This is a genomic window from Neobacillus sp. SAB-20_R2A, from assembly GCF_049568635.1.
Classification (GTDB): Bacteria; Bacillota; Bacilli; order Bacillales; family Cytobacillaceae; genus Neobacillus; species Neobacillus citreus.
Genome location: NZ_CP145895.1, coordinates 5,101,396 through 5,126,454 on the forward strand (window position 1 = coordinate 5,101,396; position 25,059 = coordinate 5,126,454).

Here is a 25,059-nt window from a genome sequence, read left to right on the forward strand (position 1 = left end):
TTCTTATCGAATTGGATCATGAACAGTCACAAGTTTTGTTCCGTCAGGGAAAGTAGCTTCTACCTGAATGTCGTCAATCATTTCCGGAATTCCTTCCATGACATCATCACGCGTTAAGATGGTAGCCCCATATTTCATTAATTCCGCTACCGTCTTTCCGTCTCTTGCCCCCTCTAACACTTCATAGGTGATTAAGGCCACTGCTTCGGGATAGTTTAACTTCAATCCTCTTTCCCGTCTTCGTCTAGCAAGATCAGCGGCTACCACAATCATAAGCTTGTCTAACTCACGCGGTACTAGTAACACTGCCCAGCCTCCTTTAATAGTTGTCATTTTTGTAAAAATTAACCACCTTCAATAGATTATCCATATCGATTTCGTTTAAACAGCACATGAAATGTTTTTTGGGAAATACTAAGATTTAGTATTTGTTTAAAAAGGTTGACCTAGAATTTTTTAAGTCGTATAATACAAACGAAAGTTTATACGATAAACAAAAGTTCGAAACACTTAAATACAACTTAGGGAGGCACACAAAATGAAAAAACGTAAAATTGGTATGGCACTATCACTTGTTCTTGCAGCAGGCACGCTCTTGGGTGCATGTGGAAAAAGTAACGATAACAAAGACACTGGCGGCGGCAAAAAGGACACATTTTCTGTTGGTATGGTTACTGACATCGGTGGTGTCGATGATAAATCCTTTAACCAATCTTCTTGGGAAGGCCTGCAAGCATTTGGTAAGGAAAATGGCTTGAAGAAGGGGAGAGGCGGGTATGATTACCTTGCTTCCAAATCGGATGCCGATTATACGACAAACTTAAACAGACTTGTTCGTGAAAAATTTGATTTAGTTTATGCGATTGGCTTCTTAATGCCGTCTGCAGTTGAAGAAATTGCAAAGCAACAAAAAGATTCTAAATTTGCCATCGTCGATGCTGAAGTAAAGCTTCCAAACGTGGCGAGCATTCTTTTTAAAGAGCAGGAAGCAGGATTTCTTGCGGGAATAGCAGCTGCAAAAACAACAACATCTAACCATATCGGATTTATTGGCGGAATGGAAATTCCCGTTATCGAACGCTTCGAATCTGGTTTCATAGCTGGAGTTAAAGCTGTTAAACCGGAGGTACAAGTCGATGTTCAATATGCAGGGGCATTTGATAAAGCTGAGGTTGGACAAGCAATCGCTTCTAAAATGTATTCTTCAGGAGCGGACGTCATCTTCCACGCTGCAGGTGCAACAGGGGTTGGACTATTCAAGGAAGCTAATGACAGAAAGGCAAAAAATCCCGACAAAGCAATTTGGGCTATCGGTGTTGACCGCGACCAATCTGACATGGGTCAGGATGTGGTCCTTACCTCTGCTCTAAAACGTGTGGATGTAGCAGTTAAAGACCTTGCCACTAAAACAAAAGACGGTAATTTCCCTGGTGGTAAAGTTGCGCTATACGGTTTAGCCGAAGATGGTGTCGGCCTAGCACCAATCAATGAAAAGGCAGCAAACAAAGCCGATATTGATGCAACCGTTAAAGACTGGATTGAGAAAATCAAATCAGGTGCTGTAAAGGTTCCTGAAACACGTGATGAATTAAAGACATTTAATCCAAAACAATAATAGCACTGATTAGGGGAATTTTAGATTAGTGTAATTTATGGGGTGAGTTTATGCCTGAAAAACTGACTGAGAAAGAACAATTGATTCTCGATTTAATCCGGAAAAACCCCTATATTTCGCAGCAAGAGCTTGCGCAAAATTTAGAATTGTCTCGGCCTTCGATTGCTAACATGATTTCTGGGCTGATCAAAAAAGGTCATATTTTAGGTAGGGCCTATATTCTAAGTGAATCACAGCATGTCATTTGCATTGGCGGAGCGAATATTGACCGTAAATTTCATATTAAAGGGCAGGCACAGTTGGGTACTTCCAATCCCAGCTATGTCACCCAGAATGCCGGCGGGGTTGCCCGGAATATCGCTGAAAACTTGGGTCGCCTAGGGCTGGAGGTTTCACTTATATCTGCTGCCGGCGCAGATAAGGACTGGACCATTATCGAAGATTCCTCGGCGTCATACATGAATTTAGAAACAGTCTCCAAATTCGCAGAAAAAGCAACGGGCTCGTACACAGCCGTTCTTGACTCCAGCGGCGAATTAGTCATTGCGCTTGCGGATATGGATGTATATGAAGCCATTACACCTGAATTACTGCGGAAGCATGAGGGATTTTTTACACAATCAAAATGTATCATCGTCGATTTAAATTGCCCAAAAGAAACGGTCCAATATTTGTGTCATTTTGCCAAAAGCCATAACCTGCCGATCGTCTTAATACCTGTTTCATCACCAAAGATGAACCGTTTGCCAGATGAACTTGATGGTGTAACATGGCTTATTACGAATCGGGATGAATCGGAAACCTATTTTCATCATGAAATCAAAAATGATTCAGATTGGAAAAACGCCGTGGAAAAATGGCTGTCTTTGGGGATTTCCAATGTGGTCATCACTAATGGAAAAGAAGGCTCCATGGTTGGGAATAAAGAGGAAGGCATTTTCCATGTACCCCCTATTGAAGCGAAGGAAATCGTTGATGTAACCGGGGCAGGAGATGCTTTTTCTTCGGCTGTTATTTACTCTTGGCTAGAAGGTAGGACATTATTGGAAATTGCTAAGGCCGGAAGTATCAATGCATCGAAAACCTTACAATCACCATATACGGTTCGACAGGATTTATCTGCAGAACAACTATTAAAAGACATGGGGGAATAAGTCATGAAAGAATATATTACATTATCTGAAGAAGTACGTACCGCAAAGGAACAAGGAAAACCAATCGTTGCCCTAGAATCTACAATTATTTCTCATGGCATGCCTTATCCGCAGAACGTGCAAACCGCCCGTGAAGTGGAGCAAATCATCCGTGACAATGGAGCCGTTCCAGCTACAATTGCTATCATTGATGGAAAAATTAAAATCGGATTATCGGATGAAGAGTTAGAGATGTTCGGGAAAAGTTCCGGAGTAGCAAAAGCATCAAGACGCGACCTAGCTTATTTGCTTGCGACTAAAAAACTTGGCGCAACTACAGTAGCAGCAACGATGATTTGTGCTGAATTGGCCGATATTCATATCTTCGTGACCGGCGGTATTGGCGGGGTTCACCGCGGTGCCGAGACCACAATGGATATCTCAGCAGACTTAGAGGAACTTGGACAAACCAATGTGGCTGTCATTTGTGCAGGTGCTAAATCGATTCTCGATTTAGGATTAACGATGGAATATTTAGAAACAAAAGGCGTACCAGTTATCGGTTATCAAACTGATGTCCTTCCTGCTTTCTACACACGCACGAGTGAATTTTCATTAAACCTGCGTGCCGATGATGTAGCTGAAATCGCCTCTACCTTAAAAGTGAAATGGGCTTTAAACCTAAAAGGCGGAGCGGTAATTGCCAACCCTATTCCTGAAGAACATGCCATGGAAGAGGAATTTATTAATGGCGTTATCGAAACAGCATTGAAAGAGGCGGCAGAACGCCACATCACAGGTAAAGATGTAACACCGTTCATGCTCGGCAAGGTGAAAGAACTGACAGAAGGCAAGAGCTTGGATGCCAACATTGCTTTAGTTAAAAACAATGCTGTTGTTGGGGCAAAAATTGCTGTAAGCTTTAATTCGATGAAATAAGGTTTGAATTGAAAAAGGAGCCATAGCGGCTCCTTTTTCAATTACACGTTCCATGCGGGCTCGGACAGCCGATTGCTTCTTTTTCGACCTGAATGGTGCTGTGTTCGATATGAAAATCATCATGGAGAATTTTCTGTGATTGGGCGAGAATATCATCATGAACCCCGTCATCATAAATGGTGACATGGCAGCTCAACACCGGGTACCCGGAGGTAATAGTCCAAATATGGAGGTCATGGACTTCTTTTACATACTGAATTTTTCCGAGCGCCTCCTTCACCTGATTTATATCAATTTGTGTCGGCGCCCCTTCCATTAAAATATGGAAAGAATCCTTCGTGATCCGAAACCCGCTGATTAGAATCAGCACAGCAACAATAACGCTGGCAATCGGGTCGGCGATGCCCCAGCCGAGGAACATGATGAGCAATGCCGCTATAATGGCCCCAACAGATCCTAGCATATCGCCAAGAACGTGGAGGAATGCGCTGCGGACGTTCAAATTTTCATCCTTGTCACCTTTCATTAAAATCCAGGCAGCAATAATGTTCACGATTAGACCTGTGACGGAAATGACCAGCATCCCGGTGCTTTGAATTTCCGGCGGATTGAAAAAGCGATGGAAGGCTTCGTAAAAAATATAAATCGAAATTAGAATCAATGTTAAGCCATTTAACGCAGCCGCAATGATTTCAAATCGTTTATAGCCATATGTTTTTTCCTGAGAAACTGCCTTTTCCCCAAGCTTAATTGCATAAAAGCTCAACCCTAGTGCAGCGGCGTCGCTGAGCATATGCCCCGCGTCTGAAAGCAGCGCCAGGCTGTTGGTTAAAAGCCCGCCGATAACTTCCACGACCATGAAGGCTGCTATTAAAATAAAGGAACTTAATAACGCTTTTTTGTTGCTTGTATGTGAATGACCATGCGAGTGGCCATGACCGTGTCCATGATGGTGATGATGATGGTGACCCATGTTCTTCCCCCCATTAGCCTTTTTGATACAGGCCTGCGATTTCTCTTTTTCTAAAACGAAAATATTACGATTACGATACGGTTAGTTTTTTCTGATCTTGATTTTTCGATACATAGCTTTTCATTATGACAGGAAGCTTTCAATATATCAGCGATTTCGTGGAGTTTAACAGCGGATTTACCACGTTAATCAGCAATATCTGCGAATTCAGCCAAAAAATAAGCGTATTTAGAAATAGATTATCGCGCTCTAAAATATATCTGCGAATTTTCCCAAGATATCTGCGAATCTCTGATTTTATCTGCGAATTATAAAATATATCTGCGAATTATAAAATATATCTGCGAATTCCTGATTATATCTGCGAATTTCGAAATATATCTGCGAATCCTAAAAAAACCACATTTTCAGTCTTGAACCCGCAAAAGACGCAATCCATTTAATGTGACAATCAAGGTCATGCCCATGTCGGCGAAGATGGCAATCCAGAGGGTCAACCAGCCGGGTACGACAAGCAGCAGAGCCAAAAGCTTTACCACTATAGACAGGGTAATATTTTGTTTAATAATCCGCAATGTTTTCCGGCTTAGACTTATCGTAAACGGCAGCTGGTTCAAATCATCATTCATTAGAGCGATGTCAGCTGTTTCCAGCGCCGTGTCCGTCCCGGCCCCGCCCATCGCAATTCCAACGGTCGCAGCAGCTAGGGCTGGGGCGTCATTGATACCATCGCCAACCATCGCCACTCTTCCAAACTGCGATTTCAACTTTTTTATAAAAGCTAATTTATCCTCTGGCAAAAGTTCAGCTTCAATGCTGCTAACCCCAGCATGCTGGCCAATCGACTCGGCCGTCGCTCGGTTATCACCGGTTAGCATAACAGTCTGATTAATCCCCAGCTGATGAAGACGCTCAATGACATCGCGGCTGCGGTCGCGGACCTCATCAGCAACGGCAATCAAAGCTAGAATACCTTTTTCCGTACCGATGATCATCACTGTCTTACCCTGGTTTTGCAAAAAGGTAATGTGGCTTTGAATCTCCGCGGGAATTTCCGTAAAAAGCTTTGCGTTTCCGACCAGATATTCCGTGCCGCCCACTAAACCCTTAATACCCTTTCCGGTAATCGAGTAGAAGTTTTCGACCAAGTATTCGGTGTGTACCGCTTTTTTTATAATCGCTCCTGCAAGCGGGTGCTGGGACTTGCTCTCAAGTGCAGCGACTTTTTCAAGGAGATTATCGTCCCCGCTAAAATTAATAAAATCGGTTACTACCGGAACCCCTCTTGTCAATGTACCTGTTTTATCAAAAGCTATCGCTTTTAAGGCGCCTGTCTCTTCTAAAAAACTGCCACCTTTGATAAGGACCCCGTTTCGGGCGGCATTTCCGATGGCCGTTACGATCGAGACTGGAGTAGAAATCACCAGCGCACACGGACAGCCGACTACCAGCACGGCGAGCCCTTGGTAAATCCACTCCTGCCAGCTGGCTCCGAATATAAGCGGCGGCATCACCGCAACCAGTGCTGCAACCGCCATAATGACCGGCGTGTAGTATTTCGCAAAACGGTCGACAAATGCTTGAGACGGCGCCTTTTCCGCCTGCGCTTCCTCCACTAAATGAATAATTTTTGCTATGGTCGTGTCCTCGCTCAGTTTAGTGACCTTTATTTTTAAAAAGCCTTCTTCATTAAGCGTTCCTGCGAACACTTCGTCATTGACGGACTTTTCAACTGGGATCGACTCTCCTGTAATGGCTGCTTGATTTACGGAGGACGCCCCCTCAACGATTACTCCATCCATGGCAATCCTTTGCCCGGGCTTGACGAGCATGATGTCGCCTATTTCAATGTCCTCGGCTTTTAACGTCAATTCCCGGCCGTTTCGGACAACCACAGCTTCTGCCGGCGCTATCTCCATCAGCGAACGGATCGAAGCCCGCGCTTTATCCATTGAGTATCCCTCGAGCACCTCGCTGATGGCAAACAGAATGACGACGACAGCCCCTTCACTCCATTCGCCGATGATGGCTGCCCCAATAATCGCAATCGTCATCAGCGTTTTCATATCAAACTCGAGACGGGTTAGGTTTTTCAGGCCTGTTTTAAAAAGAGGGAACCCTCCCAGTAGAATGGCTGCGGCAAACAAAAGGTTAGTTGTAAAAAGGTACCCGGCAATCAGGAACAATACGGACAAGCCCAGCAGCGAATACCGCTTCCAAAACGGTTCTTTCGGTGCAGGTGCCCGCTTTTCTTTTTCTGGGTAGATGGTTAATTTTTCAAACGCGCCAGCTTCATGCAGTTCTTCCAAACTGGCATTTCCATAGACAGTGAGCTTCGCAGCTCCGAAATTGACCTGTGCATCAACAACACCCTCCAGGTGTTTCACGTTCTTTTCGAACTTGGCGGCACAGCTCGTTCAGGAAAAACCCTGAACGCGGTAAACTTGTTTTTCAAGCGCTTCACCCACGGTCCATCACCTCTACCTGGTGCTCAAAGGCAATATGAATTAACTGTTTTACATGATCATCATCAAGGGAATAATAAACTAACTTGCCCTCTTTGCGGTATTTGGCGAGGCCAAGGCTTTTTAAATGGCGCAAATGGTGCGATGCCGTTGCCGTCGTCGCCCCGACGATATGGGCGACATCACAAACACAAAGCTCGTCTTCGAGCGTAAGCGCATAAGCAATTTTCATCCGTGTTTCATCCGACAATGCCTTAAAAAGCTTGGTGACTTCTAGGATATGCGAGCTGTTCTCAAGCTGCTGCTGAACTCGTGCTGTTTTTTCACTATCCACACAATTAATCTCGCAAACATCGCGTTCCTTCATAAGTAACACCTTCTTCATTCAAACCTGTATTTGAATATATCATATTCAAATACAGGTTTGAATGTCAAACATTTTTATTCAAATGGTGATTTGAATGTTAGTTTTAAAAAAGAGAGGTTTAAAATGGATTCTTGGATGATAAAGCAAACCTGGGAGCATTTGATGTTTATACATTGGGAGGCAGAAGCGGAAACAATAAGATCCCTTATCCCGCGGGAGTTGGAGTTGGATTTATTTGAAGGAAGGGCATGGGTGACCATTCTTCCCTTCAAGGTTACACACCAGCGATTACGTTTTTTTCCTGAGCTGCCTCTTTTGAATCATTTTTTAGAATTGAACGTTCGTACATACGTTAGGTACCGTGGGATTTCAGGGGTTTACTTTTTCTCACTCGATGCGAACCATCCGCTTGCTGTTATGGGGGCTAAGGCGGCTTCCCTACCGTTTCGACTGGCAAATATAGAAATGGGAGTTCATAAAGAGGCAATTGTTTTTAAAAGCAAGCGGACGTTTGGGAATGGGAAATTTTCAGCTGTTTATGAGCCCCTCGGAAAGGCAGCCCCATTGGTTCCAGGCAGTCTCGACAGCTGGCTGCTTGAGAGATATACGCTGTTTTCGAAGTGGGGAACGCATCTGTTACGGGGAGATATTTGTCATGAAAGCTGGAAGGTCAATTCCGCAAAAATTAAAATCTTAGAAAATACAGTCGCTCATGTTCCATTAAATGAGGAGCCGAAGCTTTTTCATTACTCATTGAAGAAGGAAGCCTTTATTTTTCCATTAAAAAAGCCGCTCCAGGAGTAGAACGACTTTTTACAAGATAGAAAATAGAGAACCGATGATTATTCCCGATACCACCACAATCCATGGCGGCAGTTTCCAATAAGCTAACATGGAAAATAGTACAGCGGCAAGGGCAAAATCCTGAGGCGCATGAATTGAACTTGTCCAAATTGGATTATAAAAGGCGGCAATTAGAATACCGACAACTGCAGCATTTACTCCTGTTAGGGCTCCTTTTATTCGCGGGCTCTGCCTTAAGGTGCTCCAAAACGGAAGCGTCCCGAAAACGAGCAGAAAGGCTGGCAAGAAAATAGCTATTGTTGCGATGAGGCCGCCCTTCCATCCATTGATAACTGCCCCTATATATGCGGCGAAGGTGAATAAAGGACCTGGTACTGCTTGTGCTGCTCCGTACCCTGCCAGAAATTCCTCTTTTGATAACCAGCCGGTCGGAACAAATTCGCGTTCGAGCAATGGCAGAACCACATGACCGCCTCCAAACACCAGCGCCCCGGAGCGGTAAAAGCTGTCGAATAAAGGAAGCATGCTAGTGGAGGCTACTCCTCTTAGCAGCGGGAGAACGATCAATAAGCTGAAAAAACTGACTAAACATATTACGGCAAAACGCCGCGAAATCGGAAACTCAACATTGACTGTTTCTTGGCTGTTTTCTCGACTTTTAAAAATTATCAACCCTGCCAGCCCTGCTAGCACTATGATCACGACCTGAGAATAGGCAGTTTGCCATAGCAGCACAGCTACAATTGCCAGGAGCGCGATTGTCTTTGTGGGTTTATCCGGTGTTAATTTCTGGGCCATTCCTAGAATGGCGTGGGCAACAACTGCAACCGCAACAATTTTCAAGCCGTGGATCCAGCCAGCATCATTTATTTCCATTCCTTTTAGAAAAAGAGCCAAAAAAATAAGGGCTGCCGCTGAAGGAGCCGTAAATCCAATGAATGCCAGGATTCCGCCTAATACGCCGCCGCGCATGACGCCGACACCGATCCCCACCTGGCTGCTGGCGGGACCGGGGAGAAATTGGCACAATGCCACCAGATCTGCATAGCTCTTTTCATCAAGCCATTTCCGGCGCCGGACATATTCTTCATGAAAATAACCCAAATGAGCGATAGGACCACCGAATGAAGTTAATCCCAACCTTATTGAAACAAGTAAAATTTCGATTAATGTCTTGATCACGTTATTTCTCCTATTTTTTATTAAACTTACATTTCTGCAAGCTAGTCTTAGATACCTTTATTCTAGCAAATTAATGACCTTTTCCAATGAAATTATAGCTCTTAAAAGGTTTGGCGGATTACTTTCGGATTTCAGCGGATACTTTCAAAAGTTTGGCGGATATCCCCCCGAATTTGGCGGATACTATCTGGGTTTCGGCGGATTAACCTGCAAATTCGGCGGATAACCGCCGCATTGATCCCTCAAAAAAAGAAGAACCGCGAAGGCCCTCCTTAAAATAGGTATATTCAACTCAAAAACACTGCTCCATAACCAAGCGCGCCCATAATCACGAATGCCGGGTGGATTTTTAATTTTTCCATCAGTACATAGCTGGCAACGACCAGAAACAAGGTTTGCCAAATGCCGATATTAAAATAGGAGCCTGAAAAGAAGTTATAAGCCATGACCCCAAGCATAACGGCGATAGCTGGCCTTACGTACAGAGTCATTTTCTTCACTTTCGGGGAATCTTTAAATTTATACAACAAACCCAGAAGCGAAATCATCAGGATCAGTGATGGTGCAACTGTGGCGAACACAGCAACGATTGCTCCAAGAATGCCGCCTTGCTGGTAGCCGATGTACCCCGCCATCTTTGTCGCAATTGGGCCGGGCAGCGAGTTTCCGAGCGCCAGCACTTCGCTGAATTCCTGCACCGTCAGCCAGCCGTAATGGTCCACCACTTCGTTTTCAATCAGCGGAATGGATGAAGGACCGCCGCCATAGCCAAGAATGCCCGGGATAAAGAACGCCAAAAAGATTTTCCACTGAAGCATCATATCGTTTTCCTCTCTTTTTCTACAGCTTCGGTTTCCGCCTTTTTCTCACGGCCAAATAACGCCCAAGCCAGCAGGCCGGCAATAAGGACTCCCGGGTGAATCCCGAGAATTTCCATAATAACAAAACTCACTGCGACCATTGCCAAATTTCCTTTCCAGCCCATCCCCTTCTGGCCGTTTTGGAAAAATTGCCAGGTCAGGACAGCGAGCATAACACCCACAACCGGAACGACCGCTTTCGTCATTCCCTGTACCCACGGCTGGTCTTTAAAGGCAGACAACGACGTCAGCAAGATAATCATTAAGGCGATGGTCGGAAGAATCGAGGAAAGGATCGCTGTGAAAAGCCCAAGGATTCCTGCCACTCGATAACCGATATATCCTGCCATTTTCGTGTTGATCGGACCGGGAAGGGCGTTCGCGAGGGCCAAAGTGTCACCAAACTCTTCATCATTCATCCATTTAAAAGTTCCCACGACTTCTTTATGGACAAGTGGAATTGCAGAGGGGCCGCCGCCAAACCCAAGCATTCCTGACCTAAAAAAAGCCACAAACAAATCAAGATACTGTTTCATTCTTATCAATTCCTTTTCACTCGAAACTACTTGTTAAAAGATATATGCCATATCATTTCGTTTGTTAACCAAAAAGATGATTATTATTAACAATTGGAATTATTTAGATTTTTCATCATTTTAACGCACATTTATAATACTGTCTATTATTTTCCCCAAAAAAATAATCCATGAAGGATGACCTTCAAGGATTATAGCTTTAATCCGGTACGGCTTTTGAAGCGGCGCAGCATAATCTGGCTTTCGACCCGGGTAATGCCTTCCACCGCGTAAAGCTCCTGATTGATAAATTTTTCAAGCGAAGCAAAATCCTCAACGAGAACGTGCATATGCAGCGTACTCGGGCCTGTCATCTGATAGCAGCTTGCCACATTCGGGTTGTTGGCGAGGTTTTCCGCCACCGAGACGAGATACGCAGGCTCGCAGTCAACCTCAAAAAAAGCAGATACCTTTTTCCCGACAGCTTCAGAATTAATAACCACGCTGAATTTTTCAATAATGCCTGACTCTTCCATCCGGTTAACCCGCTCGCGGACCGCCACCCGCGACAAATTCAGTTCCTTGCCAATATCGGCATAGGACGCCCGGCCGTTCTCAGCCAGGATGGCAAGAATTTTTCGATCCACTTCATCTATTTTCATCAAATCTCATTCCCTGTAAATGGATGTTTTCGTTCATTTTATCATAATTCACGGGCAATGAAATTTATTTTTTAACCGCGTCATCTTTACCGGCAGCCCAGAACGCGGCAGCCACAGAAAGAAATATTACAATAAACGGCGCGTAAAACATTAAGAATTCTTCCAAAAAGAAGCCCCCTCACTATACATGATCATTGCGGTTCCCTTGCACATAATCCTTGTTGAACAAAAACAGCTTGAGCAGCAGGTAAAGGGATGGAATAAGCAAACAGAGCCCGGCAATAAAGGCCGTCACCAACGCAGTGGCCATTGCTTTATTTGTAAAGCCGTCATAAATCGTAAGGTACGGGTACAACAGGTAAGGATAGTGCGATATTCCGTATGCGAGGAAGGCGGCCGTAAACTGCCCAGCCAATAGCACAAAGGCGAAACCGTAGGCAATCCTTCTCCAAAGCAAATACACGGTTCCAGCAAAAAACAAAACTGATAACCCGAACAGCCACCATAAATTAAGGAGACGCTCATAGTGTTCGGGATTATGCGTCCTCATCTCCACAATGATACCGGATGCGGTAATAATTGCCGGTCCCGCCCAAGCAAGGGCATATTTTCGAAGCAGATTTGCTGCATTATAATCCTTCGCCTTTTGAGCATACCAGGTCAAAAAGACGGCAGATATATATAAAACCGACGTCAAACTTAACACGACAATGCTCCACGATAATGGGCTAGTAAATAACACCCAGTAGTCGAGCTCTGGTCCGCCGTTTCTTATTGTGACAAAACCGCCCTCGGAAATAACCAGCACGATGGACAAGGAAGCAGGAATAAATAATCCAGTCAATCCGTACAGGATGGTGTATCGTCTGTACTTCAGGCCTCCATAGATTGTAAAAGCATAATAGGCGCCACGTATCGCCAGGAGTATCGTCGCAATGCTCGCCGGAACAAGCAGCGTCGACCCGTAGTAATAAGCAGTTTTTGGAAAAAAGCCGACCATCCCAACAAAGAAAAATACTAAAAACACATTGGTCACTTCCCATACAGGAGAAAGGTAACGTTGAATTACTCTGGTTAAAATGTGTTCTTTTCCCGTGACGACACTGAAGGCATTAAAAAACCCAGCACCAAAATCGATAGAGGCAACGATGATATAGCCAAACAAAAATACTCCTAGAACCGTTATTCCAAGTATTTCGAGCGTCATTTTAGGTCACCTGCCTTTTCCGCGTCGCGGTCCGCCAGTTCCTGTTCAACTGGATTTTTACGAAACATCTTAATCAGGACGAGAATACTGCCAATCCCAAGGATGAGATAAAGCAGCGAAAACAGCATTAACATCGTATCGACCTGACCGCTGCCCGTGGCTGCCTCACTTGTCCGCATGATGCCGCGGAGAATCCACGGCTGCCGGCCTACCTCCGTCATCCACCAGCCTGCTTCAATTGCAATCACCGACAATGGCCCACAAAGCACCAGCAGCCAGCCAAACCATTTTTTATAAATAATCCTCCATTTCCAATGCATCCCAAGGACATAAACAAAGGCAAGGAACGTCAATCCCATCCCGATAGTGACCATTGTGTCAAATAGGTAATGAATATAGAGAGGAGGTTCCACATTATCAGGGAAACGGTCGAGCCCAATTACTTCTGCATTTGGATTGCTGTGTGCCAAAATACTAAGACCAAATGGAATTTTTAAAGCATATTTCACTTCCCCATTATCAACAACTCCGTACAGATAAAGCGGTGCGCCTTTCTCTGTTTTAAAATGCCACTCTGCCGCAGCTAATTTTTCCGGCTGGTATTCAGCAAGGTATTTTCCGGAAAAATCGCCGATGACTGCGGTGGCCACGGAAAAAATCAGGCCGAGCTTCATCGTTAAGAAAAGAGCTTTTTTGTGATACATTTGCTTGGAGCCCTTTATGAGAAGGCGATAAGCCCCGATGGAAGCCAGGACAAACGCAGAGGTCATATAGGCCGTGGACAAGACATGAGCAACTTTTGTCGGCATTGCCGGATTGAACATCGCAACCAGCGGGCTGACATTCACCAGCTGCCCTTTTACAATGTCAAAGCCTTGCGGGGCGTTCATAAAAGCATTGACGATAGTAATAAATATGGCGGAAAAGGAGGCACCCAATGCTACAGGTATTAATAAAAGAAGGTGCTTCTTCTGATTTTTAAAACGATCCCAGGTATAAATGTAGATTCCCAGAAAAATGGCTTCAAAGAAAAAGGCGAACGTTTCCATGAACAGCGGCAGGGCAATCACATTTCCTGCCAGTTCCATGAAATTCGGCCAGAGAAGCGACAGCTGCAGACCAATCGCTGTTCCGGTCACGACACCCACCGCCACCGTGATAACAAATCCCCTTGTCCACCTTCTTGCTAATAAAATGTAGTGTTCATCCTGTTTCTTGATACCCACCCATTGGGCAATCATAATCATCAGCGGTACCCCGACGCCGATCGTTGCGTATATGATATGGAAGGATAGAGTCAGCTCGGTTAGAACCCGGCTGAAAAAAACCGCTTCTTGGTTAACCATTTTTCCTCACTGGACCACCTTTCTAAGGAAATGTTATGTATGTTTCATCTTTGGTGGTTTGGAATTTTTTCGAAACGTCCTTATGTTCTCCATTCCATCAGCTTTTCATTAACCTGAAAAAATACGACCGATAATAGATAGTGCCAAGACGGCTGCAACTATAAAGGCGAGCCAAACTAGCATCCGTTCTTGTTTTTTATAAATAGGAACCACTCTCCCATTGTCCAATAATTATTGTTAATTTACTTCAAAATGGTTTTTTATATAAAAACAGAAGAAGAGAAGCGTCTGATTCTTCTCTTCTACTCTATTTCATTTAAAATCGACATCTGAAGATGGTCTTCCCAGTTCCCATTAATCTTAATATTTTTCCGCGCAATGCCTTCCTTTTCAAAACCGGCTTTTTCAAGAACGCGGATGGAGCCAATATTGGAAGGCATGACACCTGCGGCAATCCGATGGAGTCCGAGTTCCTTGAAAGCATAATTTACTACAAGCTTCACTGCTTCCGTCATATATCCTTTACCGTTGTATTGACGGTCAAGGCTGTAACCGACATAACAGCTTTGAAATGAATCTTTAACGATATCGAATAATTCGATATCGCCAATTAACTCATTCGTTTTTTTTAAGAAGATCCCAAACGAATACTGCGTTTCTAGTTCCCGGCACTGGATGACAAACCGTATCGACCTCAATTGGTGCTCAAAGGAGTAAAAGTGCTCACTTCGCTTAGGTGAAGTTTCTTGAAAAAACTCGCGGTTTTTAATCGTAAGCTGCGTCATCGCTTTCGCATCCTTTTCCTCCAAAAAGCGAAGATAAATCTCCTTTCCTTCCAGTCTCATAATTTTTCCACTCTCCGATCCCGCTTCTATTCTATTAACATATGCACCAGCCATCATAAAAATCTATATAAACAAAATTATACACTCATGAAAAAAACTCCTTCTTCTTGCGAAAAAAGGAGCATTTACACAATGCTAGTGTGACTTATGCGGTCCGGCTACCGACTGGAGTTATTCAATACTGTTAAGGATGTCAGGGAACGGTACCCGCTATTCCACAGTGTCAAGATTGCTAATAGTTTCAGGCCCCCGTATGTACTTCCGTACTGTCAGCGCTAAATCAGCGATGAAGTATAACATGAGGGCAGGCCATGTCCAGTTCCATAGCGTTTCTGAAACCTCAAACATTTTGATAACAGCAGGATGAATCCATTTTAGACATAGGAGCGAGAGCACACCCCAGCAAAGGGAAAATGGCAGGCAAATGTGGCCGTGCAGTTGCATGGGAGTGCCGGAATAATCCCACCACTGTTGTCTGAAAAGTTTCTGGAGCAGGACCCCGCTTATATATTCCACCAAAGTGGGAATCGTGAAACATAGCGGCAGCACGAGAACCCAATGGGAATCCGGTTTAGTTAGCAAAACTAGCAGTACAGGCGCAAAGCCATACATCGGTTTAAACGGCCCGTACAAAAAATTTGGTTTGATAAAAATTCCTTTTGTAAAGAAGTTATAGCTGTTTTCAAGCACCCAGCCGAAAAAGGAGTAGATCGTAAAATAAAAAACGATGGAGGCAGCTTCTTCAAAAAGGACATTTTGCGCATTGATACCATTTATTATGCTAATCAGCATCGCAATCACCTCTTTAAATTAGAAAATCCATCGTTTATAGTTCGCAAAGGCTCGACTAAATATACGTAAATACCATTATATTACCTATTTTTTCGTAATGTTTTTCTCACTTTGTCGTTAACTTTCCACCAAAAACTTTTATCCATTTTCCAATTAAGAAACATTGTGTTGATTAATATCTGCACCTTTTATTATATTGTATTTATTAAATAAATATTTTTTGGAGGCACTGAAAATGGCTAACCAAACACATGATAAACGAGCTGCCCGAACGAAAATGCTAATTCGTGGTGCCCTGACAGAGTTAATGGAGGAAAAAGGGTTCGAAGGCGTCACAGTCAGGGATTTAACTGAAAAGGCACAAATCAACCGCGGCACTTTTTACCTGCATTACCGGGATAAATACGACTTGCTGGAGCAAAGTGAAGAAGAAATTCTGAAAGAAATAGAAGATAACGCAAGCGGAATCAATCCAAAAGATGCACTTCACTCTACGAGCCAGGATGAGCCATTTCCTGTCATTCTGAAGTTATTTAAATATTTTCAGGAGAATGCCCAATTTATGAGGGTAGTTTTGGGTCCAAAAGGGGATGCCTCCTTTCAAGTTAAACTGAAGGAATTAATCAAACAGCAATTTTTTCAAAATATCGCTTCAAAACTTAATTCGGAAGATATGCTTGTTCCTGCGGAATACTTGATCGCCTTTGTCAGTTCCGCCCAACTAGGGCTGATTCAGCACTGGCTGGAAACGGGGATGAAAAAGCCCCCGGAGGAAATGGCCTTAATTGCCGCTAAAATGATTTTATTGGGTCCAGGGCATGTAGCCGGAATCAAAAACTGACTCACTCCTCGGAACAAGCCCGCGTGATTTTACGGCTATTTCTATAACAATCAACACTTTGCCTCATATTGTTCATTGTAATTGCCCTGTCGGCATTTTAATATGGATATATAGAAACTCAACAATGTGTTGATTAAGGGGGGATCATTAAGATGAATCCAGCCATAAAAGTTGAAAACGTCAGTAAAAGCTTTAGCAAAAAAGTAGTTCTCCAAAGTGTAGACCTATCCATTGAAAAAGGACAATTATACGGACTCATCGGGCCATCGGGGGCAGGGAAAACCACACTCGTCAAAATGATTGTCGGGATGGAAAAAGCCGATAACGGTGAAATCCAGGTTTTGAACACAAAAATGCCGAATCTCGCCATCCTCCAGGAAATTGGCTACATGGCCCAATCTGATGCCCTATATGCCGAGCTTACTGGAGAAGAGAATTTGAAATTTTTCGCATCGCTCTACAAATTAAAAAAAGATGAACAGAAAAATCGGATTGCTTACGCTTCCGGGTTGGTCAACTTGACGGACGACCTAAAAAAGCGGGTGTCCGCTTATTCTGGGGGAATGAAGCGGCGATTGTCGCTCGCGATTGCCTTGATTCAGGATCCGAAAATTTTAATCCTCGACGAGCCAACTGTTGGGATTGACCCAGAGTTAAAACTATCAATCTGGAATGAGTTGCTGCGGTTGAAAAACGCTGAGGGAAAAACAATTATCGTGACCACCCATGTGATGGATGAAGCGGAAAGATGCGATTATGTTGCGATGGTTCGCGATGGTCAAATTTTAACAAGCGGCACGCCGGCAGAATTAAAGGAAAAATACCAAGTAGAACGGTTTGATGAGGTATTTTTAAAAGCGGGGGTGAAGCAGTCATGAGGATTACAGCCCTGATTAAAAGAATTGCCCAGCAGCTGCTCCGTGATAAACGGACGCTGGGGTTAATGTTTGTCGCCCCGTTACTAATACTGACCCTGATGTTCTTTTTATTTAACGGCAATACGGTTGATCCAAAATTAGGTGTGGTCAACATTGATGAAAGTCTTGTAACAGTCCTCAAAAAGGCGGACATTACCGTAAAGGAATATGATAAAGCCGCCAAAAACACCATTACGGACGATAACCTTGACGGTGTGCTCGAACAGGAAAATGGAAAAATGAAATTAACACTGCAGAACGATGACCCATCCAAGGCAAAGGCCTTGCAAATGAAGGTCAACCAAGCAGCCGCATCGCTTGTTCAGGCCAAACTCATTCAGCAGAACCCGGCATTGGCGGGTATAGTGGGACAAAAGATGGAAACTAAATATGTCTATGGAGATACGGACACAGTCTTTTTTGATGTCCTGAGTCCGATTCTGGTTGGCTTCTTTGTATTCTTTTTTGTTTTTATCATTTCCGGGATCGGCTTGCTGCGCGAACGTACAACAGGAACACTGGAGCGGCTGATGTCGACGCCGATCCGCCGTGCAGAAATAGTTACTGCTTACCTGGTTGGCTATGGGATTTTTGCCGTCATTCAAACCATTATTGTTGTCCTATACTCTATAAATGTTCTCGATATCGTCCTGGTCGGTTCCATCTTTCATGTGATTTTGATTAATTTACTGTTAGCGCTGGTGGCCCTATCCTTAGGGATTTTATTATCATCTTTTGCCTCTTCTGAGTTTCAAATGATGCAATTTATCCCAATCGCCGTCGTCCCACAAGTGTTTTTTGCCGGAATTTTCCCGCTTGAGGGAATGGCCGATTGGCTGCAGGCCATCGCCAAAGTCATGCCAATGTATTATGCCGGCGATGCCTTGAAAAGTGTTATGTATAAAGGTGAGGGCTTAGCCGATATTTCAGGCGACCTAATTGCTCTGGTGATCTTCGCTGCCATCTTTATCGTGCTAAATATCTTTGCATTGAAAAAATATCGGACCTTGTAGAAAAAGGAAAGCCGAGGGATGTTGGCTCCCTCGGCTTTCTTCATTTACATAAAACATGAATATTATCAAAGTTATCCTTATCTATACTTTCATCTCTACTTGAGCACAAAACACATTATACTTCTATCTTCACTAAAGTCCCAATCCACAAAGATATCAGCGACAGGGTTATTAAAAATTTCTTCAAAGCGGTTATCATGATGTAAATACAACTTTTCTAGTTCATCCTTTGCGACCATAAGTGTATTTTCATATCCCTTTTCAATTAACTTTTTTTCAATTTGAACTAAAATTCCATCCCGCTGTACCAGATAGATTTTTGGAGAGATAAAGATTGCCTCTGTTCTTTCAGGCCTTTTTTGAACTAAAATACTAATTCTTTCAACTTCATCCGTTAATAGCGTTAAATCAATAGGGCGGTCAATATTCAGAAGGTTTTGTTTAGCGATCTCACCTTCAAATTGGACCGTTATCATACCTGTATTTTGTGGATAATTCCAATCGTGGTAAAACGATTCAACATTTTGTTCAAATTCTAATTCGATAATTGCCTTCAATTGGTACAGGACCGTTTTCATGATTATATTTCGCGAAATTTCGATGTTATCTGAATTACCGTTCTCGAGCAAGGTCGATTCCAAAGGAGACAAAAACCCTCGTATGTAAAAAACTAGAAATCGCTCATTTGCGTAAGCAAAGCAGGATTCCGGGCCACGGCCAAAACTTTTCCTTAACAATTTGCTAGTTAGGCTGCTTATATCCATTAACTTTTGCTGCAGTATTGATGACATAAGTGATTTGACCTCTCTTTCGACAAAGGCAAAAAAAGACTGCTTAACATTATCATGTCCAGGCAGTATGATTTTTACTATTTACTAATAAACCTTGTTAAAGGTAAAAATCAAATAGCTCTTATTATGTTTACAATCCCACATCAAAAATATATCCTGGATTGACCTATTAAATATTTTTTCAAATAATCCCCTATTCTTAAAGTATCCCTTTTTTATTTCTATAGTATAAGTTAATAATAGGTCTGTTTGACCCTGTTCCAATAACAAGTATTCCAGTGGTAGCTTGCTCTCTTGAGATTCAATCGCACAAATATCCTGAGTATACTTGACAACCTTAAGGTCGTACGGGAATTTATGCAGCTGTGAACCAACCATTCGTACTGTTTGAAATAACTTCTTTTCAAACTCTTCATCTATCTTTACATCCGGATTGAAAGTATTATCCACTAATAACAAAATACCGGAGTTAGTATGAAAGTTCCAATCTTGATGAAAGGAATCGAAGGAAATCCTTAAAAGTTGAGATGCCTCTTGCAATAACTCATTGGATAATGCAGATATTACAGAGGATCGATATCTCATTACCAAGTTATACTCTTTTTTGTCGATTAAGACTTCTTCTGCAGATGTCTTAAAGTTACGAATATAAATGTATAGACGGTTTTCTTTTAACACAGAATAACATGTTTCAGGGCCTTTCCCAACCCCCTGCTTGATAATTCTACTGAAAGAACTGCTTACAGATAGCAGATCTTCTTGCGTTGCAACCATTCAAATCCCCCTTATAAAAATAAAAAGGCCTAACTTCACAAAAAGGAAGTTAGGCCACGGTCAAGACGACTAATAATAATAGTTTCTACCATTTACCATCACAATGATTTATAGATTATTAAAAAAGGATACTTTTAGTTAGTATGATATAACTAATGACTGCAAGACATTAGACATATATCATCATAGCATCATTTACATAGGATAACAACAGGTCATGATGAAAATTTAACGAATGAATGTTTCATAGGTGCAAAAACCCCTATTTTTTTAAATCCCAATTACATTACCCTGTCTTTTTCCCATATTTCCGTTGTTCCTGTACAAAAAGGATTCCGAGTTCATGGTGTTCACCCTCGAAAAGGGCGCGCTGGACGAAGCGGATCTCGCCGTTTGTATCGAGAACGTCAAGCTTGCAATGGGCACGATTTTTTTGGAGCGCCTCATAAAATGTTGACTCATCACGAATTTGCATTCCGTTCACTTTCGCAATGGTTTCCCCGACCTTGAGACCCATTTTATCTGCCGGCGATTGCGGAATGATGCCAATGATCATCAAGCCGTTATTTTTTTTCGAAAAATAAACTGGTTTGTTGTCATCCTTTAAGTAAGCGAATAATGATATAGCTTCCCGGCCGATGACAGCAAGTCCGACTGTCACAATCGATAATAGCGGATACCAATAGCCCGCCGCTGAAAGCAATGTTATGAATACTCCAAGCGTAATCACTTGACGGCCATGCTTTTTAACGGCTTCGCTTGGAAGCATCCCTTTGATTTGCTGATGAAAGCTAATGGCGAAGGGTACTAGAATAAAAGAATATTCTGTCACACCCAAATGAAATACCGGCCACCAATCGAATGGCAGTTTTAACGCATTTCCTGGTACCAGCATAAGCATTGGAAGCATCCAGAGGCGCTTCACCTCATGGGCACCAATGCTTTGGCCGCGTTTGCTCTTAACCAGCTTTGGTGAAGTCCCCTTGGTACCATTTTTTAAAATAAGGATCCCTTCAGCGATTATGAGGAAACCCAAAATGACCACGATGGATGGATAAATCCTGTCACTAATCTGGTTAAAGGCTTTTGAAAAAAACGGAATCGACCAATTGTTTTGTGCAAACAGGATGACCGCAAAGAATGCAGCCCCGACCGTGTAAGCCGGCGACATCCAACGGACATTGGTGGTCAATGACCACAAAAGGGTAGTCCCCGCGATTAGCATGATTGCCGCAAATGGCACAGCGATTCCCGCGGCGACTACAATGACCGACAGAATTAGACCGATGATAAGCCCGAGAGGAAACAGTTGCCGCAGCTCAAAATAGGCATCCTCCGCCCGAACATGAAAATTTTTCCGTTCACGTTTTACCCTCATCACACCCAAGATTCCTGCAAGGAAAACGAGATAGTATAAAACAGGATGAAGAAATAACTTGCCTGTCCCTTTGAGAAGTTCCACAAGCCATATTTGTACCAAATCCTGTCACCTGCCTCTATCAAAGTTTCTAGTAATGGAATTTAAAAGTCTCTAAGTTTTATTTTACCAAATTAAAACCATAAAACATATTGCTAGATTATAGAAACTTTTAAAATAGTTATTTTGGAGCGGGTGGTTTTTTTGTCTGATTGCGGTTATCCGCCGAATATGACTGGATATCCGCCAATTTTATGAAGTTATCCGCTCAATTTTTCTAATATCCGCCAACCTGTTTGAGCTATCCGCCAAAATACGAATGGTATCCGCCAAACCGGATTCAGGAGCACAAAAAAGCAGCAACCCTCTATCCAAGGGCTGCTGCTCTGCTCCAAAAAGATACCCTATTTCGCCGCCAGCCTCAACGCTGCTTGCAGCTGCAGGTCGTTTTTCTCTTTTTTCATTTCTTTCATCGCGGCTTCTTCTAGTTTGGAGGCCGTTTTCGCGTCAATTTTCCCAGTTGCAGGAAGATCGTGATTTTGCTGGAAGCCTTTTACGGCTGCTGCAGTTTCCTCACTGAAATAACCATCCGTCCGCCCTGGAGCAAGTCCCAAACCGTCTAGAATCTCCTGAGCGTTCTTCACCTGTTCATTGTTCATGTCCTTAACAAGCGGCTTTTCAATCTGAAGCGGATGAGTAGAGAAGATAACCGGCTGCTTAACGGCCACATCTGGCTTGATGCCCTTCTTATGAATCCAATTTCCATCCGGAGTCAGCCATTTATATAATGTCAGCTTGATGTTGCTGCCGTCCTCCATCGGCATCGCCTGCTGAACAGTGCCCTTGCCGAATGTTTTCTCGCCCACAATCGGGTAGCCGGCCGCTTCCTTTAACGCTCCAGCTAGAATTTCCGAAGCTGAAGCACTGCCTTTGTTTGTGAGAACGACTACCGGATACGGCTTTTTCTCAGTTATCGTTGAAAAGAAGCGCCTCTTATCACCGTTTCTCTCCTGAATTTGAACGTACGGCTTATCGTTTGGAATAAACTCTTTTAAAATCTCGTCAACACTCTCGAGGAGTCCGCCCGGGTTGCCGCGCACATCAAGCACGAGTCCTTTAATTTTGTCATCTTCTAACTCTTTTAAACTCTTTTTAAAATCTTCATCTGTTTGATCGGAAAAAGAAGTAATCTCGATATAGCCGACTTTTTTGCCGTCCTGCTTTTTGACGGAAGAATGCACTGTTTCAAGCGGAATTTCATCGCGCTTTACTTTTACTGTCAATGGTTCTTTGAGGCCTTTTCTGGCAATCTCCAAAGTGACGGTTGTCCCCTTTTTGCCGCGAATTTTGAGCGTCGCTTTATTCAGGTCTAGCCCTTCAACAGAGTCCCCGTCCACCTTTAAAATTTGATCATTCGGCTTGATTCCTGCTTTTTCAGCAGGTGAATTTTTAAAAGGCGAGACAATGACAATTTTGCCGTCGACCATTCCCACTTCGGCACCGATTCCTTCGAAGGAGGATTCCAAGGTTTGTGTAAATTGCTGGGCTGTATCCTTATCCATATAAACAGAATATGGATCCTTTAATACCGAAAGCATCCCTTGGATGGCGCCCTCGACCAGCTTATCTTGGTCTACTTTTTCGACATAGTTGTCTAGGATCAGTTCATAAGCCTTCTCCACCTTTTTCAAATCCTTGGCTTCCGTTTCGGATGCCGCCGTCTGGACATCGGCAGCTTTAGGCTTGTTTTGCGGGATCAATGCCTGTTCTAGCTGGGAGGATGCATCCTTTTTCTCTAAAAACTGCATACTCGCATATGTGCCACCTGCCCCTGTTATCAGCGACCCTGCCATCATCAAGGCTATCCATTTTTGATTCATTTAAAGGTCCTCCTCATATAGTACGCTTAATAATCTATTTTCTAAAAAGGCTCCGAATTCCTGCCCGATTATTAAGATATATGTAAGGATTGGACGAGTTATGAGTGGCAGAGAGGATAAATGAAAACTCGCCGATTGGCGAGTCCGATAGGACGAAGACAGAGGCGTAGTTGAATTTATGCGTTAAGAAAGTATAAAGCTTTCGACAGAAAGTTTATGCTTTCTTATTAGCTAAATGAAAACTCGCCGATTGGCGAGTCCGTTAGGATGGTTCATGAGGCAAAGTTGAATTTATACTTCCTATTAGCAAAAAACAGGCGGAGCCTCTGCCCCGCCTGTGTAAGTTATTATTTTTACAATGGCACAATTCCCACCGGATTGATAGCCGCGTGATATTGCCATTTGCCTCTGTATAGCTCGAAGTGCAAGTGCTGGCCGTGGGAGTCGCCGGTATTACCCATAAGTCCGATTTGCTGGCCCTTCGTCACGGTAGTGCCCTCGCCCACCATTCTCGTGCTCATATGCGCATAAACGGTTGTATAATACTGACCATTGATATTATGCAAAATGTAAACGACGTTACCATAACTGCTTGAGAAATGGGAAACATACACTTCACCGTCGGCAGCGGCTACAATCGGCACAGAGCCCGCCTTGGCAATGTCAACGCCGTAGTGGAAGCTGCCGCCCCTTCCGCCGAATCCCGAAGTAATGACACCAGCAGCCGGTCTTGTGAAGCTGCCTCCTGAAACTGGTGGTGCTGCAGCTACAGCTACATTATTGCTGCCATTGCTGGACGGCTTAGCGGCTGCTGCAGCTGCAGCGGCGGCGGCAGCAGCTTGCTGAGCTTTGATTGACCTTTGAATTGCAGCCTCCTGAGCAGCAAGAATTTGCTCCTGCTCCTGCATGTCCACTACATATTCCTGTGCTTCTGCTTTTTCGTCAGCTATTGCAGCCAATAAATTATCTTTTTCAGCACGTTGTGCGCTTAATTGCTCGTTCATCTTTTTCAAATCAGCGACCATCGTTTCTAAACTAGCAAGATCTGATTCTACTTTTTTCTGCTTTTCTTCCACTTCAGCTTTGTCAGCCTCGTGCTGCTTTAAAATATCCTGGTCTGCCTGCATAAATGTTGCTACCGCACTTGCCCGGTCAATAAAGTCACTAAAACTCTGCGACCCTAGCAAAACATCCAGGTAATTTATGACAGTTCCATTTGCCTGATAACTGCGGACACGATCCTTCAAAAGAACATTCCGTTTTTCAATCCGTTCCTGCAAGACCTTTATATCTTCTTGAAATTTGGCGATTTCAGCCTTTGTTTCGTCAATCTTTGCATTTTTTTGATTGATTTTACTCGTTGTGTCGTTCATAGCAGCTTCAAGACGGCTAATTTCATTATGAACATTGTTTTCTTGATTTTGCAGATCATTAATTTTTGCATTCGCATCGTTAATTCCTGATTTAAGTTCGGACCGCTGGCTGTGGATCTTATTCTGCTCACCCTTCAGACTGGAAATAGAGGCTGCTTCTGTTGTCAGCGGCAAGCCTCCAAGGACAGTCCCAAGTCCGACGGTGGCAGCAGCGGTCAGCGTAATTATCGTCTTCTTCATTCCGATTTCTCCCTCGTTTCTCTCGCTCATAGGTTAATCGTCCCTATTTTTCAAATGATTCTATAAAACACACAAAATCAGGAAGGAACAATATACGGTTCCCTCCTG

General features: G+C 43.5%; 25 protein-coding genes. 7 read left to right on the forward strand and 18 right to left on the reverse strand.

The features are described 5' to 3' along the window. Positions 1-3 precede the first annotated feature (3 nt). Entirely contained in the window at positions 4-306 is a 303-nt protein-coding gene (locus V5M37_RS25230) for an urease subunit gamma (protein ID WP_213144166.1), read from the reverse strand. A gap of 232 nt (positions 307-538) precedes the next feature. Between V5M37_RS25230 and V5M37_RS25235 the strand changes: the two genes are divergently transcribed. The 3 genes from V5M37_RS25235 to V5M37_RS25245 are packed head-to-tail and all read left to right on the forward strand — an operon-like array spanning position 539 to position 3,687. Beyond that, positions 539-1,615: a BMP family lipoprotein gene (locus tag V5M37_RS25235; protein ID WP_423799638.1), complete on the forward strand. Its 1,077-nt coding sequence runs from the start codon at positions 539-541 to the stop codon at positions 1,613-1,615. A 50-nt stretch (positions 1,616-1,665) separates the two neighbouring features. After that, positions 1,666-2,769, forward strand: coding sequence for a PfkB family carbohydrate kinase (locus V5M37_RS25240; RefSeq protein ID WP_423799639.1), 1,104 nt, complete (start codon positions 1,666-1,668; stop codon positions 2,767-2,769). Between the two features lie 3 nt (positions 2,770-2,772). Beyond that, positions 2,773-3,687 carry a pseudouridine-5'-phosphate glycosidase gene (locus tag V5M37_RS25245; protein ID WP_423799640.1) on the forward strand — a complete coding sequence of 305 codons (915 nt, stop codon included), beginning with the start codon at positions 2,773-2,775 and terminating at the stop codon, positions 3,685-3,687. 37 nt (positions 3,688-3,724) lie between these two features. Here V5M37_RS25245 and V5M37_RS25250 read toward each other — a convergent pair whose 3' ends face one another. From V5M37_RS25250 to V5M37_RS25260, 3 genes are all read right to left on the reverse strand, one after another. Beyond that, complete coding sequence (locus V5M37_RS25250; RefSeq protein WP_423799641.1) at positions 3,725-4,660, reverse strand: cation diffusion facilitator family transporter; 936 nt, start codon at positions 4,658-4,660, stop codon at positions 3,725-3,727. A gap of 407 nt (positions 4,661-5,067) precedes the next feature. Then, a complete protein-coding gene (locus V5M37_RS25255) occupies positions 5,068-7,128 on the reverse strand; it encodes a heavy metal translocating P-type ATPase (RefSeq protein WP_423799642.1) in 2,061 nt (686 codons plus the stop codon). After that, positions 7,121-7,492 (reverse strand): ArsR/SmtB family transcription factor, encoded by a 372-nt coding sequence (locus tag V5M37_RS25260; protein ID WP_213117676.1) that lies wholly within the window; start codon positions 7,490-7,492, stop codon positions 7,121-7,123. The genes V5M37_RS25255 and V5M37_RS25260 overlap by 8 nt, the downstream gene beginning before the upstream one ends. 123 nt (positions 7,493-7,615) lie before the next feature. On the opposite strand from V5M37_RS25260, the gene V5M37_RS25265 reads away from it, so the two are divergent. Beyond that, complete coding sequence (locus tag V5M37_RS25265) at positions 7,616-8,296, forward strand: YqjF family protein (RefSeq protein WP_423799643.1); 681 nt, start codon at positions 7,616-7,618, stop codon at positions 8,294-8,296. A gap of 9 nt (positions 8,297-8,305) precedes the next feature. Here V5M37_RS25265 and V5M37_RS25270 read toward each other — a convergent pair whose 3' ends face one another. From V5M37_RS25270 to V5M37_RS25310, 9 genes are all read right to left on the reverse strand, one after another. Further along, positions 8,306-9,475: a chromate transporter gene (locus V5M37_RS25270; protein ID WP_423802685.1), complete on the reverse strand. Its 1,170-nt coding sequence runs from the start codon at positions 9,473-9,475 to the stop codon at positions 8,306-8,308. Positions 9,476-9,765: 290 nt separating this feature from the next. Continuing rightward, a complete protein-coding gene (locus V5M37_RS25275; protein ID WP_213144491.1) occupies positions 9,766-10,296 on the reverse strand; it encodes a chromate transporter in 531 nt (176 codons plus the stop codon). Then, entirely contained in the window at positions 10,296-10,874 is a 579-nt protein-coding gene (locus V5M37_RS25280) for a chromate transporter (protein WP_423799644.1), read from the reverse strand. Before V5M37_RS25280 ends, V5M37_RS25275 begins: the two co-directional genes overlap by 1 nt. Positions 10,875-11,065: 191 nt before the next feature. Then, positions 11,066-11,515, reverse strand: a complete 450-nt coding sequence (locus V5M37_RS25285; protein WP_213117673.1) for an Lrp/AsnC family transcriptional regulator — start codon at positions 11,513-11,515, stop codon at positions 11,066-11,068. A gap of 64 nt (positions 11,516-11,579) precedes the next feature. Next, positions 11,580-11,681 (reverse strand): cytochrome bd oxidase small subunit CydS, encoded by a 102-nt coding sequence (gene cydS, locus V5M37_RS25290; protein ID WP_423799645.1) that lies wholly within the window; start codon positions 11,679-11,681, stop codon positions 11,580-11,582. Positions 11,682-11,696: 15 nt separating this feature from the next. Further along, entirely contained in the window at positions 11,697-12,722 is a 1,026-nt protein-coding gene (locus V5M37_RS25295) for a cytochrome d ubiquinol oxidase subunit II (protein WP_423799646.1), read from the reverse strand. After that, positions 12,719-14,068 (reverse strand): cytochrome ubiquinol oxidase subunit I, encoded by a 1,350-nt coding sequence (locus V5M37_RS25300; RefSeq protein WP_423799647.1) that lies wholly within the window; start codon positions 14,066-14,068, stop codon positions 12,719-12,721. Before V5M37_RS25300 ends, V5M37_RS25295 begins: the two co-directional genes overlap by 4 nt. A 302-nt stretch (positions 14,069-14,370) precedes the next feature. Further along, positions 14,371-14,913 (reverse strand): GNAT family N-acetyltransferase, encoded by a 543-nt coding sequence (locus V5M37_RS25305; RefSeq protein WP_378583194.1) that lies wholly within the window; start codon positions 14,911-14,913, stop codon positions 14,371-14,373. Positions 14,914-15,123: 210 nt separating this feature from the next. Next, positions 15,124-15,705, reverse strand: coding sequence for a putative ABC transporter permease (locus V5M37_RS25310; protein WP_423799648.1), 582 nt, complete (start codon positions 15,703-15,705; stop codon positions 15,124-15,126). Positions 15,706-15,940: 235 nt separating this feature from the next. Between V5M37_RS25310 and V5M37_RS25315 the strand changes: the two genes are divergently transcribed. The 3 genes from V5M37_RS25315 (at position 15,941) to V5M37_RS25325 (ending at position 18,476) form a co-directional block, all read left to right on the forward strand. Further along, entirely contained in the window at positions 15,941-16,546 is a 606-nt protein-coding gene (locus V5M37_RS25315) for a TetR/AcrR family transcriptional regulator (protein ID WP_423799649.1), read from the forward strand. Between the two features lie 152 nt (positions 16,547-16,698). Then, the gene (locus tag V5M37_RS25320) at positions 16,699-17,424 is read left to right on the forward strand and encodes an ABC transporter ATP-binding protein (protein WP_423799650.1); all 726 of its coding nucleotides are present in this window, start codon (positions 16,699-16,701) and stop codon (positions 17,422-17,424) included. Next, positions 17,421-18,476 carry an ABC transporter permease gene (locus V5M37_RS25325; RefSeq protein ID WP_423799651.1) on the forward strand — a complete coding sequence of 352 codons (1,056 nt, stop codon included), beginning with the start codon at positions 17,421-17,423 and terminating at the stop codon, positions 18,474-18,476. The genes V5M37_RS25320 and V5M37_RS25325 overlap by 4 nt, the downstream gene beginning before the upstream one ends. A 95-nt stretch (positions 18,477-18,571) precedes the next feature. Here V5M37_RS25325 and V5M37_RS25330 read toward each other — a convergent pair whose 3' ends face one another. The 5 genes from V5M37_RS25330 to V5M37_RS25350 form a co-directional block, all read right to left on the reverse strand. Then, a complete protein-coding gene (locus tag V5M37_RS25330; RefSeq protein ID WP_423799652.1) occupies positions 18,572-19,267 on the reverse strand; it encodes a Na-translocating system protein MpsC family protein in 696 nt (231 codons plus the stop codon). Between the two features lie 84 nt (positions 19,268-19,351). Further along, the gene (locus V5M37_RS25335; protein WP_423799653.1) at positions 19,352-20,041 is read right to left on the reverse strand and encodes a Na-translocating system protein MpsC family protein; all 690 of its coding nucleotides are present in this window, start codon (positions 20,039-20,041) and stop codon (positions 19,352-19,354) included. Positions 20,042-20,327: 286 nt separating this feature from the next. Next, positions 20,328-21,521: a PDZ domain-containing protein gene (locus V5M37_RS25340; RefSeq protein ID WP_423799654.1), complete on the reverse strand. Its 1,194-nt coding sequence runs from the start codon at positions 21,519-21,521 to the stop codon at positions 20,328-20,330. A gap of 341 nt (positions 21,522-21,862) precedes the next feature. Beyond that, entirely contained in the window at positions 21,863-23,338 is a 1,476-nt protein-coding gene (locus tag V5M37_RS25345; protein WP_423799655.1) for a S41 family peptidase, read from the reverse strand. A 353-nt stretch (positions 23,339-23,691) separates the two neighbouring features. Beyond that, positions 23,692-24,951 (reverse strand): murein hydrolase activator EnvC family protein, encoded by a 1,260-nt coding sequence (locus V5M37_RS25350; protein WP_423799656.1) that lies wholly within the window; start codon positions 24,949-24,951, stop codon positions 23,692-23,694. Positions 24,952-25,059 lie beyond the last annotated feature (108 nt).